Raw genomic sequence first — 17,393 nt, forward strand, 5'->3', positions numbered from 1 at the left:
ACAGCGGGTCTGTTGCAAAGGGTGTAATTAACCCTTAAGCCTGCGCTGTTTTTTATTTGCTACAGAGGGTTGTACACGGCTTGCAGACGATTTGGCAAATGGCTGTCGCAAATCGTATGCCTGATGACGAGGGATTCACACCACGAAGCGCGCTGGCAGGGGGCAAGGGCAGGGCGCATAGTCGGCTTCGGATAACAACTAAAGGCAGAGGCGGCCATGACCATGACCAAGACCCTGCATCACCGTGCCTGTCACCTGTGCGAAGCAATCTGCGGGCTCAACATCGAAGTCAGCCATGAGGAGGACGGGCGGGCCCTGATCAGCTCGATCAAGGGCGACCCCCTGGACCCGTTCAGCCGTGGCCATGTCTGCCCCAAGGCCGTGGCGTTGCAGGACATCCAGAACGACCCCGATCGCCTGCGCCAGCCCCACAAGCGAGTAGGCGAGCATTGGCAGGCCATTGGCTGGGATGAGGCCTTCGCACTGGCTGCCGAAAAATTGTGGGCGGTCCAGCAAGCCCATGGGCGAAATGCCGTGGCGGTGTACCAAGGCAACCCGAGCGTGCACAATTACGGCTTGATGACCCACAGCAACTACTTCCTGGGCCTGCTCAAGACCCGTAACCGTTTCTCTGCCACTTCAGTGGACCAGTTGCCCCAACACCTGGTCAGCCACTTGATGTATGGGCATGGGCTGCTGCTGCCGATTCCGGACATCGACCATACAGGGTTCATGCTGATTCTTGGCGGCAACCCGCTGGCCTCCAATGGCAGCATCATGACCGTTCCGGACGTGGAGAAGCGCCTGAAGGCCCTGCGGGCGCGTGGTGGACGCCTGGTGGTGGTTGACCCGCGGCGTAGCGAAACGGCGTCAATGGCTGACAGTCATTTGTTCATACGCCCTGGTGGTGATGCAGCCCTGTTGTGCGGCTTGCTCAACACATTGTTCGAAGAAGGCCTGGCACGGGGCTCGCACTTGCCGGTCAGCGGCCTGCAGCAGGTGCGCGAGGCCATTGCGCCGTTCAGTGCCGAGGCCGTGAGCGCCCACTGTGGTATTGCTGCAGCGGACATTCGCCAGCTGGCACGCGACTTTGCCGCTGCCGGGCAGGCAGTGTGCTACGGCCGCATGGGCGTCTCGACCCAAGCATTCGGTACCCTTTGCCACTGGCTGGTGCAGCTTGTGAACCTGGTGACCGGCAACCTGGACCGCACAGGCGGCGCATTGTGCACGGAGCCTGCCGTCGACCTGGTGGCGACCACCTCGGGGGGCCATTTCAACGCCTGGCAGAGCCGTGTGTCGGGCTTGCCCGAGTACGGCGGCGAGCTGCCCGTGGCGGCCCTGGCCGAGGAAATGCAAACACCGGGCGATGGGCAGGTGCGTGCCCTGGTGACCGTTGCCGGCAACCCCGTGCTGTCCACGCCTAACGGCCGCCAGCTGGATACGGCGCTGGAGGGTTTGGAGTTCATGCTCAGTATCGATCTCTACATCAACGAAACCACCCGCCATGCCGACTTGATCCTGCCCTCCACCTCAGCGCTGGAGAACGACCATTACGACAGCACCTTCAACTTGCTGGCAGTGCGCAATGTCACGCGCTTCAACCGGGCGATCCTGGCAAAGCCGGAGGGGGCACTGCATGACTGGGAAATCTTCGTCGGCCTGGCCCAGGCGTTTGCCAAGCGTGCCGGGTTGGAATTGAAGCCGACCTGGTCACCTGCGCAGATGATTGATCAAGCCCTGCGCAAAGGGCGCTATGGTGAAGTAACGCCTTGGCAGCTCTCCCTGGCAACCCTGGACGATCACCCGCACGGGCTTGACCTGGGGCCTTTACGCAGCAACCTCGCTGGGCGCCTGGCGACCGCCAGCAAGGTTGTCGAAGCTGCCCCTCAGGTGTTGCTGGACGACCTGCGCCGTCTGGCGCAAATGACGCCTCCCGTGCCGGGCGAACTGCTGCTGATCGGGCGCCGCCATGTGCGCAGCAACAACTCGTGGATGCACAACTTCCATCGCCTGGTGAAAGGCAAACCACGGCATCAGTTGTTGATGCACCCGCAAGATTTGCAGCAGCGTCAACTGCAGGATGGCCAGCGCGTGCGCATACGTTCGCGTACGGGCTCACTGGAGGTCGAGGTGCAGGCCTGCGAGGACATGATGCCCGGTGTGGTCAGCTTGCCCCATGGTTATGGTCATGGCCGTCAGGGCGTGCACATGCAGATCGCCCAGGCGCAACCTGGCGTGAGTGCCAATGACCTGACCGATGAACGCTTTCGGGACGAGGTTTCCGGAAACGCTGCGCTCAATGGCGTACCCGTGCAGGTCGAGGCCGCTTGAGGAACGGCAAGGCCGAGCACGGCGCTCGGCTTTCCGATACAATGCGACACCGTGCCGACGACTGTGTCGGATAGTTCAGCCGAGGTGCTACATGGATATCATCGAAACGATCAAAGAGCAGATTGCCAACAACACCATTCTGCTTTACATGAAAGGCTCGCCGAATACCCCGCAGTGCGGCTTCTCTGCGCGTGCATCGCAGGCCGTGATGGGTTGTGGCGAAAAGTTCGCCTACGTCGACATCCTGCAGAACCCGGAAATTCGCGCCAACCTGCCAAAATACGCCAACTGGCCGACCTTCCCGCAATTGTGGGTAGCCGGTGAGCTGGTTGGCGGCAGCGACATCATGCTGGAAATGTTCGAGAAGGGTGAGCTGCAAACCCTGATCAAGGAAGCGGCTGCCAAGGCCAAGACTTCTGAAGCCTGATTTTCCGGCAAATATAAAAAACCCGCTGATCGCGGGTTTTTTTATGGGGTGAATAGTTACTCTTCGCCCATCTGCGACTGCAGGTAGTTCTCGATACCGATCTTGTCGATCAGCCCCAGTTGGGTTTCCAGCCAGTCGATGTGTTCTTCCTCGGACTCGAGGATATCTTCGAGCACGTCACGCGAGCCGAAGTCGCCAGCGGTTTCACAATGGGCGATGGCTGCCTTCAGGTCGACCAGGCCTTGCTGTTCGATCTTCAGATCGCACTCGAGCATTTCCTTGGTGTGCTCGCCGATCAGCAGTTTGCCCAGGTCCTGAACGTTAGGAATGCCTTCGAGGAACAAAATACGCTTGATCAGTTTGTCAGCGTGCTTCATTTCATCAATGGATTCTTTGTACTCGTGCTTGCCGAGTTTGTTCAGCCCCCAATCTTCGTACATGCGTGCGTGCAGGAAGTACTGGTTGATCGCGACCAGCTCGTTTCCGAGGATCTTGTTGAGATGCTGGATGACGCTTACGTCGCCTTTCATGCCGGGTTCCTGCCCTGTAGAAGTGTGTCAATCCACTGAAGTTTGAGCCCGATACTTAGGTGTGTCAAACCTAAGTTCTTGAATACTAAGTGAAAATTAATAGGAATAAGAATGTTTGTGAACCGCGTTGCAACGCTAACTTGTTGAATTTCGGGCATAAAAAAACCGGACACCAGGTCCGGTTCTTGGAATTCTGCGTTCAGGCGGCGGTAAATTCGACGGGGTAGGGCAAGGCTGCCTGGCTGACCTGCAGCTCGGTCAGGGTCTCGCGGACCACCTGCTTGGCCACACAGGCGCATTTCCCACACTGGCTGGCGACATTGGTGGCGGCACGCACTTCCTTGTAACTGCAGCATCCTTCATAGATCGCATCGCGGATCTGTCCGTCGGTAACGCCGACACAAAGACACACATACATAAGGGCTGACCATCGCTGGTTGGGTCGATGGGTTGGAGCTTAATGTTAATGAGAATGCTTGTCAAAGATCTTTCTGGAAGGGCTGTGCCTGAGCGACCGGTGGTTGCTTTGTCGATGGAGTCGGCCTGTCATGAGAAGCCGTGTATGATGGTTGGCCTTTGTTGGATGTCGGGCAAGCCCGTCTGGCCCGGCAAACGGTTTTTCACCCTCATCAGGAGATTACAATGAGCGTACTCGTTGGTAAGAAAGCCCCCGATTTCACCGTTCCGGCCGTGCTGGGCAATGGCGAGATCGTCGATAGCTTCAACCTGGCCTCGGCCATCAAGGGCAAGTACGGCCTGGTGTTCTTCTACCCGCTGGACTTCACCTTCGTCTGCCCGTCCGAGCTGATCGCCCTGGACAACCGCATCCCTGACTTCCAGGCGCGCAACGTGGAAGTGATCGGCGTGTCGATCGACTCGCACTTCACCCATAACGCCTGGCGTAACACCCCGGTCAACAACGGCGGCATCGGTCAGGTGAAGTACACCCTGGCTGCCGACATGACCCACGAAATCTGCAAAGCCTACGACGTCGAGTCCGAAGGCGGCGTGGCCTTCCGTGGTGCGTTCCTGATCGATACCAACGGTGTTGTCCGTTCGCAGATCGTCAACGACCTGCCACTGGGCCGTAACATGGACGAGCTGCTGCGCCTGGTAGACGCTCTGCAGTTCCACGAAGAGCACGGCGAAGTGTGCCCTGCCAACTGGAAAAAAGGCGACAAGGGCATGAACGCCTCGCCTGAAGGCGTTGCTGCCTACCTGAGCGAGAACGCTGGCAAGCTGTAATTGCTGCGTGCATGAAAAAACCGGCCTTCGTGGCCGGTTTTTTTATGCCTTCCTGTGCCGGGCTCTTGGCGGGCGTGCCCGCGAATGCTTTTGGCAGATCAATCGTTGAAATCGCGCCAGCCGCCCATTTCTTTCCAGCGGTTGACGATGCCGCAGAACAGCTCAGCCGTCTTCTCGGTGTCGTAGCGTGCCGAGTGTGCCTCACGCCCGTCGAAGTCGATGTCAGCGCTCTGGCAGGCCCGCGCCAGCACGGTCTGGCCATACGCCAAGCCCGCAAGGGTTGCGGTGTCGAAGCTGGAGAACGGGTGGAACGGGTTGCGCTTCAGGTCATTGCGCGCCACTGCCGCATTGAGGAAGCCCAGGTCGAAGCTGCTGTTGTGCCCGACCAGAATCGCGCGCTTGCAGCCGTTGGCCTTGAGCGCCTTGCGCACGCCACGGAAGATGTCGGTCATCGCGCTTTCCTCGCTGACCGCCATGCGCAGCGGGTGGTCCAGCTTGATCCCGGTGAACTCAAGCGCGGCCGGCTCGATGTTGGCGCCCTCGAACGGCTCCACTCGGTGGAAGTAGGTATGTTCGGGGAACAGGAACCCTTTCTCGTCCATGCCGATGGTGACGGCGGCAATTTCCAGCAATGCATCGGTGGCGCTGTTGAAACCACCGGTTTCAACATCCACCACGACCGGTAGATAGCCGCGGAAGCGCTCGGCCATCGGGTGACGAGGACCGCTGCTGCCTTGGGTCTCCAGGTCGTCTTCGTAAAGGTCTTCGCTCACGCGTTTTTCTCCAGCAGGCGCCAGCGCAGTTTTTCGCCAGCGCGCAGCGGGACTACGGTTTGCTCGCCAAATGGCAGGCTTTCCGGAGCGGTCCATTCTTCACGGACCAGGGTAATGGTGTCGGTGTTCGCCGGCAGGCCATAGAAGGCCGGGCCGTGCAGGCTGGCGAAGCCTTCCAGCTTGTCCAGCGCGTTACGCTGCTCGAACGCTTCGGCGTACATCTCGATGGCCGCATAGGCGGTGTAGCAACCCGCGCAACCGCAGGCTGCTTCCTTGGCGTGACGGGCATGAGGGGCCGAGTCGGTGCCCAGGAAGAACTTCGGATTGCCGCTGGTGGCTGCGTCCAGCAAGGCCACCTGGTGGGTGTTGCGCTTTAGGATCGGCAGGCAGTAGAAGTGCGGGCGAATGCCCCCAACCAGCATGTGGTTGCGGTTGTACAGCAGGTGTTGGGCGGTGATGGTCGCACCGACGTTGGCCGGGGCCTCGGTGACGAACTGCGCGGCGTCGCTGGTGGTGATGTGTTCGAACACCACTTTCAGCGTCGGGAAGCGCTCGACCACACGGCGCATGTGCTCGTCGATGAAGCGCTTTTCGCGGTCGAACACGTCGATCTCGCTGCGGGTCACTTCGCCATGCACCAGCAGCGGCATGCCCACTTCCGCCAGTGCCTCTATGGCCGGGAAAATGTTGTCGATGCTGGTCACGCCGGAATCGGAGTTGGTGGTGGCGCCGGCCGGGTACAACTTGGCGGCGTACACGAAACCGCTGGCCTTGGCCGCGCGGACGTCCTCGGGGCTGGTGCGGTCGGTGAGGTACAGCACCATCAGCGGCTCGAAGCGGCTGCCGGCCGGGCGGGCAGCCAGAATGCGCTCACGGTAGGCGCCGGCCTCGGCGGCGTTGCGCACCGGCGGAACCAGGTTGGGCATGATGATGGCACGGGCGAAGGTACGCGCCACGTCGCCAACGGTGTGGGGCAGGACGGCACCATCGCGCAGATGGATGTGCCAGTCGTCGGGGCGCAGGAGGGTCAGGCGATCGGACATTGGGGATTCCAGGCGGGTCGAACTCAAGCCCCAATCCTACCGGAAAACCCTGGGGCGAGCACGGCTATCAAGTTTTCCGGGCGGCGTCCGATAGCCTGCTGGTAAGCCGTCAGAATTTGTGGAGCCGCCCGTGCGCCAGCGTTACCTAGCCCTATTGACCCTGTTCGCCAGCCTGCCGGCCGGCGCACTGACTTTCCAGACGCGCATGGAGAACATTGCCTGGAAGGTCGAGGGCGACCAGTTCGAGTGCCGTCTGAGCCAGCCGATCGAAGGTTTCGGCAGCGGTACGTTCGTGCGTCGGGCAGGCGAGCAGCCGGTGTTCCAACTGCGGTCGGACAGCAACGTACTGGGTGCCGGCACCGCCAGCCTGCTGGCCGCCGCAGCGCCGTGGCAACCTGGGCGTGGCGATATCAACCTGGGCAGTGTGCGTATGGCCCGCAGTGGTGTGCTGTTCAGCTCCTCCCAAGGGCAGGCCAGCCGGCTGATCAACGGCTTGCTCGACGGGCGTAGCACAGTCGTGCGTAACTACACCGGTGAGGCGGGCAGGCCGATGGAGGTGCGTGTGCTGCCGGTCAGCTTCGCCCAAGCCTACAATGACTATCAGGTCTGTGCTGGCAAGCTGTTGCCGATGAACTACGACCAGGTGCGCCAGACCCAGGTAGGTTTCCCTGGGGGCGGTATCGAGCTGGATGCAGCAGCCAAGGCGCGGCTCGACGTGATCCTCGATTACATGAAAGCCGACCCGACGGTCAATCATGTCGAGCTCAATGGGCATTCCGACAACAGTGGCAACCGCCTGACCAACCGCGACCTGTCACGCCGCCGCGCATTGGCCGTTGCCGATTACTTCAAGGCCAACGGTGTGCCCGAAGAGCAGATCACTGTGCGCTTCCATGGCGAGCGTTATCCGCTCGCGAAGAACAACAGTGCGTCGAATCGGGCGCGTAATCGGCGGGTAAATATCGAGCTGGATCGGGTGGCGGTGCTTGAGAAACCGGTGGAAAAGCCGGTTGAGCAAGCGGTGCCGGCTGTTGCACCTGCCTCGGGTGTCCCGGGGGCAAAGGCGCCCTGAGATCGGGTCGGTGCATGTCATGGGCTCGCATCAAGGCCACCGGGGGGCACATCCCTCAACCGACCGCCCGTCGCCCCTACGAAAGTTCTTGTCGCTTTGTCGTCAGAAGCTGTCGCCCCACTGTAAATTTATCCGCAACGCCGGTAGAATCGGTCCCTTTCCGTACAACCCCGTGGAGTGATGGCATGGCGGACGTAAAAAAGGTCGTACTGGCGTATTCCGGCGGCCTTGATACTTCGGTGATTCTCAAGTGGCTGCAGGATACCTACAACTGCGAAGTGGTGACCTTCACCGCTGACCTGGGGCAGGGCGAAGAGGTCGAACCGGCCCGTGCCAAGGCCCAGGCAATGGGCGTTAAAGAGATCTACATCGACGACCTGCGCGAAGAATTCGTGCGTGATTTCGTGTTCCCGATGTTCCGCGCCAACACCGTCTACGAAGGCGAGTACCTGCTGGGTACTTCCATCGCCCGTCCGCTGATCGCCAAGCGTCTGATCGAAATCGCCAACGAAACCGGCGCTGACGCCATTTCCCATGGCGCCACCGGCAAGGGTAACGACCAGGTGCGCTTCGAGCTGGGTGCCTATGCCCTGAAGCCAGGCGTCAAGGTCATCGCCCCATGGCGCGAGTGGGACCTGCTGTCCCGCGAAAAGCTGATGGACTACGCCGAGAAGCACGGCATCCCGATCGAGCGCCACGGCAAGAAGAAGTCGCCATACTCGATGGACGCCAACCTGCTGCACATCTCCTATGAAGGCGGTGTTCTGGAAGATACCTGGACCGAGCACGAAGAAGACATGTGGCGCTGGAGTGTCTCGCCTGAGAACGCCCCGGACCAGGCTACCTACATCGAGCTGACCTACCGCAATGGTGACATCGTTGCCATCGATGGCGTCGAGAAATCCCCGGCCACTGTTCTGGCAGACCTGAACCGTATCGGTGGTGCCAACGGCATCGGCCGTCTGGACATCGTCGAAAACCGCTACGTCGGCATGAAGTCGCGCGGTTGCTACGAAACGCCTGGCGGTACCATCATGCTCAAGGCACACCGTGCCATCGAGTCGATCACCCTGGACCGCGAAGTCGCTCACCTGAAAGATGAGCTGATGCCGAAGTATGCCAGCCTGATCTACACCGGCTACTGGTGGAGCCCGGAGCGTCTGATGCTGCAACAGATGATCGATGCTTCGCAGGTCAACGTGAATGGTGTGGTGCGCCTGAAACTGTACAAGGGCAACGTGACCGTGGTTGGCCGCAAGTCGGATGATTCGCTGTTCGATGCCAACATCGCCACCTTTGAAGAAGATGGTGGTGCCTACAACCAGGCAGATGCTGCTGGCTTCATCAAGCTCAATGCACTGCGTATGCGCATTGCCGCCAACAAGGGCCGTTCGCTGCTCTGATTGCGGGTGTGTGCAAAAACCCCGGTTCAGCCCGGGGTTTTTTTATGCCTGCGCAAAGGCGGGGCGTTCAACTTCGATGGCTCACATCATCGTCCTTAAGTGCGCTGATCGAAAGCTGCGCACATAGACGTCTGTCCAGATTGCAAAAGCGCCAGACTCGCGTTGGCTCGGGCGGTTGCGCAAGTGCATGCAATAGTTGTTGCTCCATCATGCGATAGGCGTCGGGACCGGAGAACATGAATGTGACAGGCTCGCCCTGTACCGCCTCACGGGCATCACTGGAAATTGCGGGTGTGGCCACACTGTTCAGTGCTGGCGTGTTGGGCTGTGCTGTACTGCCGGGTTGCGGGTTGTAGAACGACTTGTAATTGAAGTTGAGCGTCAGAAAGAACAGTGCCGTCAAAAAGAATGGAAAGCCTACCAGGAACCAGGTGTAGAGCTTTTGGCTGGACTCGCCGAGAAATGGCAGTGTGGCAAGGGCGGAGGCTTCGATGATCCCCGCGAAGATGGCAATGATCGTCAGCGGGGCGACAGGTTGTGCTTGGGTCATATGGGCCGTCTCCAGCGGTTTTGTCCATCTTTACCTTACTGCTGTACTCAACTAAAGGCTGGAGTGTTTCCCGGTGGAGGGATGATCGTCAGGGAGCCTCGTTGTGTTCCTTTTTCAACGTGTTTGAGTCGGAAACTGTCCTCTGCTGAACATCAGTATTCAACTGGTACGCTTATGTCTGTGGGTGTACCGTTATTTCGGTAATAAGTAATTTATTTGTTACAACTCTAGTCATTATGTGTAGGAAGTTTCTGTAAGTTCTGTAGGCTTTGTCTGTCGATGGCTTTCGCTGGTAAATCGCCGCGCCAGCAAGCGTCCTGTCGGTTATCTTGGCGTGCCAAAGCAACAACAATGTATGGATATCGCATGAATAAAGTGCTTATCGTGGATGATCATCCGGTCATACGCCTGGCCGTACGCATGCTGATGGAGCGGCATGGGTATGACGTTGTGGCGGAGACTGACAATGGGGTAGCTGCACTGCAGCTGACACGGCAACACCTGCCGGATATCGTGGTGCTGGATATCGGCATCCCGAAACTGGATGGCCTGGAGGTGATCGCGCGCATGGCGACATTCAGCCCGGGTAGCAAGGTACTGGTGTTGACGTCGCAGGCCCCCGGCAACTTTTCGATGCGCTGCATGCAGGCAGGGGCGGCGGGTTACGTGTGCAAGCAGCAGGAGCTTACCGAGCTGCTTAGCGCCATCAAGGCTGTGTTGTCAGGTTACAGCTACTTCCCCAACCAGGCCTTGCATGCGTCACGTGGCAGGGGCGCGGGCAGCGAGACGGATATGGTCAATCGCCTTTCTGCGCGAGAAATGACGGTGCTGCAACAACTGGCGCGAGGGCGTTCGAACAAGGAGATTGCCGACAGCATGTACCTCAGCAACAAGACGGTCAGTACCTATAAGTCGCGGCTGTTGCTCAAGCTCAATGCACGGTCACTGGTTGACCTGATCGAGCTGGCGCAACGGCAAGGTCTGAACTGATCGCCAAGCCTTGAAGCCTCCCGTCAGGAGGCTTTGCCAGGGCTATGGGGCCATGACTACAGGACCAGAACTACAGGTCGTAATCAAAATCGGCCAGCTGCTTTTGCAGGCGCCGTTCTTCCAGCATGTTGTCGATGGTGCGGCGTTTGCTCAGGTTGGTCTTAGCGATTTCAACCTGTGGTTCCGCGTCATCGTCTACGGCAACAAAATCATCATCGATCGACAGGTCGTCTTTATCGGTACTCATGAGTCGCTCCAAGCCAAGGGGCCATTGGCCGTCCTTATAACCAGAAAGCAGACGCTGGTAAAAAAGATTTTTTCAATCGACGCGGGTGGTTTTTTGCTATCGGCTCAATCGTCGGAGGTTTTGTGCTTGTACTCGCACAAATCTTCGATCCTGCAGCTGCCGCACCTGGGCTTGCGCGCCTGGCACACGTAGCGCCCGTGCAGGATCAACCAGTGGTGGGCGTCGAGCAGGTAGTCCTTGGGTACAAACTTCATCAGTTTCTTTTCCACTTCCAGCACCGTTTTGCCTGGCGCTATACCCGTGCGGTTACTTACCCGGAAGATATGGGTATCCACGGCCATGGCCGGTTGGCGAAACGCTGTGTTAAGCACCACGTTGGCGGTTTTGCGGCCGACGCCGGGTAGCGCCTCCAACGCTTCGCGGGTTTGCGGTACCTGGCTGTTGTGGCGCTCGATCAGCAGCCGGCACGCTTCTATGACGTTCTTGGCCTTGCTGTTGTAAAGCCCGATGGTCTTGATGTATTCGCTGAGGCCTTCAACGCCTAGGGCATAGATGGCCTCGGGGGTGTTGGCGACGGGGAACAGGCGGGCAGTGGCCTTGTTGACGCCGACGTCGGTGGATTGCGCGGACAGTGTCACGGCGACCAGCAGTTCAAACGGGGTCGTGTAGGCCAGTTCGGTCTTTGGGTCGGGGTTGTCTTCGTGCAGCCTGCGAAAAATCTCCAGGCGTTTGGCGGCATTCATGAAATCAGTGCTTTCCTTGACGATGTGGGTGGGCAGGGCCCGAAAACAGGCGATTGTACAAGGCCAGCAGCAGTCCCAGCAGCAGTAGCGCCCCGGGGGCGAGGCTGGCCAAGTGCAGCTCGGCAGGGTCAGCCAGCCATTGGCGGCTGGCGCCCAGCAGCAGGCAAACGGCAAAGACAGCGCCGAGGTGCTTTGCGAGGAGGCGCCAACGGTGTTGGTCAGGCAGCAGGTGGTCAGTGGCCAGGCATTGCAGGCACAGCAATGCGGGATAATGGCCCAGGGCAATGGCCAGTGGTAGCAGCCAGGTCCGCATTGCCAACTGCAGGCAACTGGCCAGGGCTGCCAGCAGCAGCAGGCTGGCCAGTACATATGCCCAGCTGGCCATGTGTCTACGCAGTGGTGTCAGCAACAGTTGGTGCAGGCAGCCCATCACTATTGCGCACAGGCCGATGGCCGCGCCTTCAGCCAGCGTTCGGGTTGCACCCAGCAGCGGCGCCAGGCTCATGGCCAGCAGGCCGAACCTAGTCATGCGCGGCGCCCTCCAGCAATACACTACGCTGCTCGTCGAAATAGCTCAGCGCGTCCTGCAATGCGGCGATCACCGCTCGCGAGGTCACGGTTGCGCCGGCCAATTGGTCAAAGTCACCCTGGTCCCGCTTCAGCGCCCAGTGATCGCCCTGATGGCGGTTGTCGAACTGCCTCAGCCAGTGCAGCTGCGGATCAGTCAGGTTATCGCCCAGCCCAGGGCTTTCCTGTTGTTCGACAACCTGGCTGCCGATCAGCCTGCCGTCTGTGGCGATGGCGACGCTCAGCACGATCGGCCCGGCATACCCCTGGGCCTGGGTGATCAGGATAATGGCGCTTGGCCTACCTGCCACAGTGGCACGGTAAGCCGCCAGGATACGGCTGTTGGGCCTCTGTGCGGCGGGCCTTGGCAGCGGGCTTTCCAGGGGCTGGTTGTCATAGCTACCGTCGGGCAGCACGGCCAGCCGCTGGCGGCTTTGCAACTGCTTTTCAGCGCCGGCGATGGCGGGACCGGTCCACTGCCGCCAGGCCAGGGTGGCAGACACTGCCAATACGCCAGTCAGCAGTAACAGGCCTACATCCCGAACCCCGCGCTTCATCGGGCTGCCTGCTTACGCTGCACAGCCATACGCTCGAGCGCCGGTGCCAGAAGGTTCATCAGCAGGACGGCGAACGCGGTGCCATCCGGGTAGCTGCCCCACGTACGAATCAGGTAGATGAGCCCCCCTGTTCCTACGCCGAAGCACAGCCTGGCCCAGTCGTCTCTGGGGCCGGACACGGGCTCGGTCGCAATGAAGAATGCTGCCAGCATGGTCGAGCCGGAAAACAGGTGCAGCAAAGGCGAGCCATTGGAGTCCGAACCCGAACCGTTCCAGCCCAACAGGCTGAATACCACTAGCCCTGCCAGCAAACCTGCCGGCGCATGCCAACTGATCACCTTGCGCTGCAACAAGAACAGGCCGCCAAGCAGGAATGCCAGGTTGACCCATTCGCTGCCTGCCCCGCCAATGCTGCCAAAGCCCGGATGGCTGGCAAACAGCTCGTCAATGGTCAGGCTGCGGTTGTGGCGTAAGCCGTCGAGCAATGTCGGCCGGGCCCAGGCATCGATCTGTTCGCCCCCAGCGAACACCTGCTGCAAGCTGTCGAGCAGGCCTGGGGCCTGCACAGGCCAATGGTTCATCTGCAGCGGGAAGCTGAGCAGCACGAAGGCATAACCCACCATGGCCGGATTGAACAGATTTCGCCCGACCCCACCGTAGGCCTGCTTGCCAATACCGATCGCGACACATGCCGCGATGACCGGCAGCCACCATGGAGCCAGGGTGGGCAGCGCAGCCGCCAGCAGCACGGCGGTCACCAGTGCGCTGCCGTCGTTTAGCGCCTGGCTCAGTGAGCGACTGCGCAGAGCCAGCAGCAATGCCTCGCACAGCAACGCGGCACTGGCGCACAGCAACAGGTTCAGCACCATGCCCCAGCCATGCAGCCACACCAGCGTCAGCAGCCCAGGCGTGCAGGCGAGCAAGACCAGGCGCATGCTGGTACGTAGCCGCGGATCGGGGCTGCTCATTGACCAAACATTCCATGGAAACCGGAAAACGCCATGGTCATTACCCCGGCGCCGATCAATTCGATCGGCAGGCCGCGCATCGCGTTGGGGATATCGGCGTGGGCGCTGCGCTGGCGCAGGTCGGCGAACACCATCAATGCCAGCCAGAAGCCGCCCCCCGTCAGCAAGCCTTGGAGCAGCATGGTTGGCCAGGTGTCGTCGTCGCTTGTCTGTTGCAGGGCCAGCCCAAGCGCTGCTGCATTGCTCAACAGCAGTGCTGGCAACCCCACTACTGGCCAGGCCGGGCGCCACTTGGCCAATAGCCAGGGCAGGCCCCAGGCGAGCAAGGCCAGCCAGGGCAACAGCAGGAACAGGGCAAGATCGTGGATGTGAAGCGGGGCTAGTACCGTGTGCACCAGCAACTGCGCGCCGATTACACCCAGGGCGATGCACAGGGCGCAGGCCAGGCCGTGCACGTGCAGTTGCAGCCCGGAGAGTGGCTGTCGGAGCAGGCACAGGTGATTGATCAGCGCGGCGCTGATCAGGACCAGGATGTAGTCATTCATGAGATGACGATAGCCGGTAATCGGGGCGATTGTCCGGGTTTGACATGAAGGGGCCTGCGTAATTGTGAGAGCGGGCAGCCCGCTCCCACAATGGCCCGCAAGGCGGTTACTTGATGCGCTGGCCTGGCTTGGCGCCGCTGTCCGGGCTCAGCAGGTAGATTTCTTCACCGCCAGGGCCGGCAGCCATGACCATGCCTTCGGACACGCCAAAGCGCATCTTCCGGGGTTTGAGGTTGGCGACCATCATGGTCAGGCGGCCTTCCAGCTTGGACGGGTCTGGGTAGGCCGACTTGATGCCGGAGAATACGTTGCGGCGCTCGTCACCAATGTCCAGGGTCAGTTGCAGCAACTTGTCGGCACCCGCCACGGCTTCAGCCTTGACGATCAGCGCCACACGCAGGTCGACGGCAGCGAAGGTATCGAACTCGATCTCTGCCGACAGCGGGTCCTTGGCCAGCTCGCCATTGCCCGCCGGGGCCTTGGCTTCGGCAGCCAGCAGGTCTTCCTTGCTGGCAGCGACCATGGCTTCGACCTTGGCCGGCTCGATACGGCTCATCAAGGCCTTGAACGGATTAAGCGTGTGGTTTTCCAGGCGTGTCAGGTGGTCGTTCCAGGTCAGCGGGGCCACGTTGAGGAATGCCTCGGCGTCAGCGGCCAGCACCGGCAGTACCGGTTTGAGGAAGATCACCAGCTGGCGGAACAGGTTGATGCCTTGGGCGCAAATGGCCTGGACTTCATCCTGCTTGCCTTCCTGTTTGGCCAGTGACCATGGTGCCTTGTCGGCGATCCAGGCGTTGGCGCGGTCGGCCAGTGCCATGATTTCGCGCATGGCGCGGCCAAAATCACGGGCCTCATAGGCCTCGGCGATGGAGGGTGCGGCAGCCAGGAAGGCTTCGGTCAGCTCAGGCGCGGCATCTCCGCCTACCATCACGCCTTCGTTGCCCTTGTGGATGAAACCGGCGCAGCGGCTGGCAATGTTGACTACCTTGCCGACCAGGTCGGAGTTGACCTTCTGCACAAAGTCTTCCAGGTTCAGGTCCAGGTCGTCGACGCCACGGCCCAGCTTGGCCGCGTAGTAGTAACGCAGGTATTCCGGCTGCAGGTGGTCCAGGTAGGTGCGGGCCTTGATGAAGGTGCCGCGCGACTTGGACATCTTGGCGCCGTTGACCGTCAGGTAGCCGTGCACGTTGACCGCGGTGGGCTTGCGGAAGCCGGCGCCTTCAAGCATGGCTGGCCAGAACAGGGCGTGGAAGTTGACGATGTCCTTGCCGATGAAGTGGTACAGCTCGGCCTTGGAGCCTTCGTTCCAGAAGGCGTCGAAGTCCAGCTCCGGGCGGCGTGCGCAGAGGTTCTTGAAGCTGGCCATGTAGCCGATTGGCGCATCCAGCCAGACGTAGAAGTATTTGCCAGGCTCACCCGGGATCTCGAAGCCGAAGTACGGCGCGTCGCGGGAGATATCCCACTCCTGCAGGCCGGCGTCCAGCCATTCAGCCAGCTTGTTGGCTACCGCGTCCTGCAGGGTGCCGCTTCGGGTCCACTGCTGCAGCATGGCCTGGAAGTCGGGCAGCTTGAAGAAGAAATGCTGGGAATCACGCAGTACCGGGGTGGCACCGGAGATTGCCGACTTGGGGTTCTTCAGCTCGGTGGGTGCATAGGTGGCGCCGCATTTTTCGCAATTGTCGCCGTACTGGTCTTCGGCCGCGCACTTCGGGCAGGTGCCCTTGATGAAGCGGTCGGCGAGGAACATGCCTTTTTCCGGGTCGAAGTACTGGGTCACCGAACGGGTGGCGATGTGCCCGGCCTCACGCAGGCGCGAGTAGATCAGGCTCGACAGCTCGCGGTTCTCTTCACTGTGGGTGGAGTGGAAGTTGTCGAAGTCCACCAGGAAGTCGGCGAAATCGCTGCTGTGCTCGGCCTGGACGTTGGCGATCAGCTGTTCCGGGGTGATGCCTTCCTTTTCGGCGCGCAGCATGATGGCCGAACCGTGGGCGTCGTCGGCGCAGACATAGATGCACTGGTTGCCGCGCAGCTTCTGGAAGCGCACCCACATGTCCGTCTGGATGTACTCCAGCATATGGCCGAGATGGATCGATCCATTGGCATAGGGCAGGGCGCTGGTGACGAGAATCTGGCGTGGCTCGGACATGGTGGCTCGGCTACTTATCTGGCTACGGGGTAAAAATGAGGGTGATCGGCCACTATAAAGGGCTGGCGAAGATATTTCACCCCGCAAGCGCATCTGCTGACGATTGACGGGTTAGGATAGGCGGCTGTTTTACATTCAGTTTGCCAATGGGAGTCTCCATGAGTGCCGTCACCCGTGCCGCCGTTGAAGGCGTGCTTCGCCAGTACACCGACCCCTACCTGAACCAGGACCCGGTCAGCGCCGGCTGCGTGCGCGCCATCGATATCCAGGGCGGGCAGGTCAGCGTGCAGTTGCAGTTGGGTTATGCCGCTGGGCTGTTCAAGAACGGCTGGGCCCAGGTGCTGCAGACCGCCATTGGCAGCCTTGAGGGCGTCACTGGCGCCCAGGTTTCGATCGATTGCGTGGTGGCTGCGCACAAGGCCCAGGCCCAGGTGCCAGCCATGGCCAACGTCAAGAACATCATCGCCGTGGCCTCGGGCAAGGGCGGTGTGGGCAAGTCGACCACCGCTGCCAACCTGGCCTTGGCCCTCGCACGCGAAGGCGCGCGGGTAGGTATTCTCGATGCCGATATCTACGGCCCCAGTCAGGGGGTGATGTTCGGCATCGCCGAGGGCACCCGTCCACAGATTCGCGAGCAGAAGTGGTTCGTGCCGATCAAGGCCCACGGCGTGGAAGTCATGTCCATGGCCTTCCTTACCGACGACAACACGCCGATGGTATGGCGTGGCCCGATGGTGTCTGGCGCGCTGCTGCAACTGGTCACCCAGACCGCCTGGGACGACCTGGATTATCTGGTGATCGATATGCCACCGGGCACCGGGGACATACAGCTGACCCTGGCACAAAAGGTGCCGGTGGTCGGTTCGGTGATCGTCACCACGCCGCAGGACCTGGCTCTGCTGGATGCCAAGAAGGGCGTGGAAATGTTCCGCAAGGTCAACATTCCGGTGCTGGGCGTGGTCGAGAACATGGCCGTGCATATCTGCTCGAATTGCGGCCATGCCGAACACCTGTTCGGTGAAGGTGGCGGCGAGAAGCTGGCCAGCCAGTATGGCGTCGACCTGCTGGCGTCGCTGCCGTTGTCGATGCTGATACGTGAGCAGGCAGACAGCGGCAAGCCGACGGCGATCGCCGAGCCGGAAAGCCAGATTGCCATGGTTTACCAGGAACTGGCCCGCCAGGTGGGTGCGCGCATCGTGCTGCAGGAAGCTGCGGCGCCGGCGATGCCCAGCATTACCATCAGCGAAGACTGACGC

At 60.7% G+C, this 17,393-nt stretch carries 19 protein-coding genes; 7 read left to right on the forward strand and 12 right to left on the reverse strand.

Going from position 1 to position 17,393, the window contains the following annotated elements:
* Window positions 1–222: 222 nt before the first annotated feature.
* Entirely contained in the window at window positions 223–2,331 is a 2,109-nt protein-coding gene (locus tag LVS58_RS11205) for a molybdopterin-dependent oxidoreductase (RefSeq protein WP_233691168.1), read from the forward strand.
* A gap of 91 nt (window positions 2,332–2,422) precedes the next feature.
* Window positions 2,423–2,758, forward strand: coding sequence for a Grx4 family monothiol glutaredoxin (grxD, locus tag LVS58_RS11210; protein WP_233691117.1), 336 nt, complete (start codon window positions 2,423–2,425; stop codon window positions 2,756–2,758).
* A 56-nt stretch (window positions 2,759–2,814) separates the two neighbouring features.
* Here the strand turns inward: grxD and bfr are convergent, their stop codons facing one another.
* Window positions 2,815–3,288, reverse strand: a complete 474-nt coding sequence (gene bfr, locus LVS58_RS11215) for a bacterioferritin (RefSeq protein WP_003254948.1) — start codon at window positions 3,286–3,288, stop codon at window positions 2,815–2,817.
* A 199-nt stretch (window positions 3,289–3,487) separates the two neighbouring features.
* Window positions 3,488–3,706 (reverse strand): bacterioferritin-associated ferredoxin, encoded by a 219-nt coding sequence (locus LVS58_RS11220; RefSeq protein ID WP_003254947.1) that lies wholly within the window; start codon window positions 3,704–3,706, stop codon window positions 3,488–3,490.
* Window positions 3,707–3,930: 224 nt separating this feature from the next.
* On the opposite strand from LVS58_RS11220, the gene LVS58_RS11225 reads away from it, so the two are divergent.
* Complete coding sequence (locus LVS58_RS11225) at window positions 3,931–4,533, forward strand: peroxiredoxin (protein WP_003254945.1); 603 nt, start codon at window positions 3,931–3,933, stop codon at window positions 4,531–4,533.
* Between the two features lie 98 nt (window positions 4,534–4,631).
* On the opposite strand, the gene rnt is transcribed toward LVS58_RS11225, so the two are convergent.
* Together rnt and pyrC are read right to left on the reverse strand one after the other, a co-directional pair.
* On the reverse strand, window positions 4,632–5,243 hold the full coding sequence (gene rnt, locus LVS58_RS11230; protein ID WP_010952252.1) for a ribonuclease T: 612 nt from the start codon (window positions 5,241–5,243) through the stop codon (window positions 4,632–4,634).
* 59 nt (window positions 5,244–5,302) lie between these two features.
* Entirely contained in the window at window positions 5,303–6,349 is a 1,047-nt protein-coding gene (pyrC, locus tag LVS58_RS11235; RefSeq protein WP_233691118.1) for a dihydroorotase, read from the reverse strand.
* Window positions 6,350–6,479: 130 nt separating this feature from the next.
* On the opposite strand from pyrC, the gene LVS58_RS11240 reads away from it, so the two are divergent.
* Both LVS58_RS11240 and LVS58_RS11245 read left to right on the forward strand, forming a co-directional pair.
* Window positions 6,480–7,421, forward strand: a complete 942-nt coding sequence (locus tag LVS58_RS11240; RefSeq protein WP_233691119.1) for a flagellar protein MotY — start codon at window positions 6,480–6,482, stop codon at window positions 7,419–7,421.
* A gap of 185 nt (window positions 7,422–7,606) precedes the next feature.
* On the forward strand, window positions 7,607–8,824 hold the full coding sequence (locus LVS58_RS11245) for an argininosuccinate synthase (RefSeq protein ID WP_003254941.1): 1,218 nt from the start codon (window positions 7,607–7,609) through the stop codon (window positions 8,822–8,824).
* A gap of 67 nt (window positions 8,825–8,891) precedes the next feature.
* Here the strand turns inward: LVS58_RS11245 and LVS58_RS11250 are convergent, their stop codons facing one another.
* Complete coding sequence (locus LVS58_RS11250) at window positions 8,892–9,374, reverse strand: hypothetical protein (protein WP_233691120.1); 483 nt, start codon at window positions 9,372–9,374, stop codon at window positions 8,892–8,894.
* Window positions 9,375–9,740: 366 nt separating this feature from the next.
* On the opposite strand from LVS58_RS11250, the gene LVS58_RS11255 reads away from it, so the two are divergent.
* Window positions 9,741–10,364 (forward strand): response regulator transcription factor, encoded by a 624-nt coding sequence (locus LVS58_RS11255; protein ID WP_003254939.1) that lies wholly within the window; start codon window positions 9,741–9,743, stop codon window positions 10,362–10,364.
* Window positions 10,365–10,434: 70 nt separating this feature from the next.
* On the opposite strand, the gene LVS58_RS11260 is transcribed toward LVS58_RS11255, so the two are convergent.
* The 7 genes from LVS58_RS11260 to metG all read right to left on the reverse strand — a co-directional run bounded on the left by LVS58_RS11260 (window position 10,435) and on the right by metG (window position 16,137).
* Window positions 10,435–10,611, reverse strand: a complete 177-nt coding sequence (locus LVS58_RS11260; RefSeq protein ID WP_233691121.1) for a PA3496 family putative envelope integrity protein — start codon at window positions 10,609–10,611, stop codon at window positions 10,435–10,437.
* Between the two features lie 104 nt (window positions 10,612–10,715).
* Window positions 10,716–11,354, reverse strand: coding sequence for an endonuclease III (gene nth / locus LVS58_RS11265; RefSeq protein ID WP_233691122.1), 639 nt, complete (start codon window positions 11,352–11,354; stop codon window positions 10,716–10,718).
* Window positions 11,355–11,358: 4 nt separating this feature from the next.
* The gene (locus LVS58_RS11270) at window positions 11,359–11,883 is read right to left on the reverse strand and encodes an Rnf-Nqr domain containing protein (RefSeq protein WP_233691123.1); all 525 of its coding nucleotides are present in this window, start codon (window positions 11,881–11,883) and stop codon (window positions 11,359–11,361) included.
* The gene (locus LVS58_RS11275) at window positions 11,876–12,478 is read right to left on the reverse strand and encodes an RnfABCDGE type electron transport complex subunit G (RefSeq protein ID WP_233691124.1); all 603 of its coding nucleotides are present in this window, start codon (window positions 12,476–12,478) and stop codon (window positions 11,876–11,878) included. The genes LVS58_RS11270 and LVS58_RS11275 overlap by 8 nt, the downstream gene beginning before the upstream one ends.
* Window positions 12,475–13,446 (reverse strand): RnfABCDGE type electron transport complex subunit D, encoded by a 972-nt coding sequence (locus LVS58_RS11280; RefSeq protein WP_233691125.1) that lies wholly within the window; start codon window positions 13,444–13,446, stop codon window positions 12,475–12,477. Before LVS58_RS11280 ends, LVS58_RS11275 begins: the two co-directional genes overlap by 4 nt.
* Entirely contained in the window at window positions 13,443–13,991 is a 549-nt protein-coding gene (locus LVS58_RS11285) for an Rnf-Nqr domain containing protein (protein ID WP_233691126.1), read from the reverse strand. Before LVS58_RS11285 ends, LVS58_RS11280 begins: the two co-directional genes overlap by 4 nt.
* 106 nt (window positions 13,992–14,097) lie before the next feature.
* Window positions 14,098–16,137, reverse strand: coding sequence for a methionine--tRNA ligase (gene metG / locus LVS58_RS11290; RefSeq protein ID WP_233691127.1), 2,040 nt, complete (start codon window positions 16,135–16,137; stop codon window positions 14,098–14,100).
* Between the two features lie 158 nt (window positions 16,138–16,295).
* Between metG and apbC the strand changes: the two genes are divergently transcribed.
* Entirely contained in the window at window positions 16,296–17,390 is a 1,095-nt protein-coding gene (gene apbC / locus LVS58_RS11295) for an iron-sulfur cluster carrier protein ApbC (protein ID WP_003254924.1), read from the forward strand.
* Window positions 17,391–17,393: the final 3 nt, after the last annotated feature.

The organism is Pseudomonas sp. JR33AA, assembly GCF_021378985.1.
GTDB lineage: Bacteria > Pseudomonadota > Gammaproteobacteria > Pseudomonadales > Pseudomonadaceae > Aquipseudomonas > Aquipseudomonas alloputida.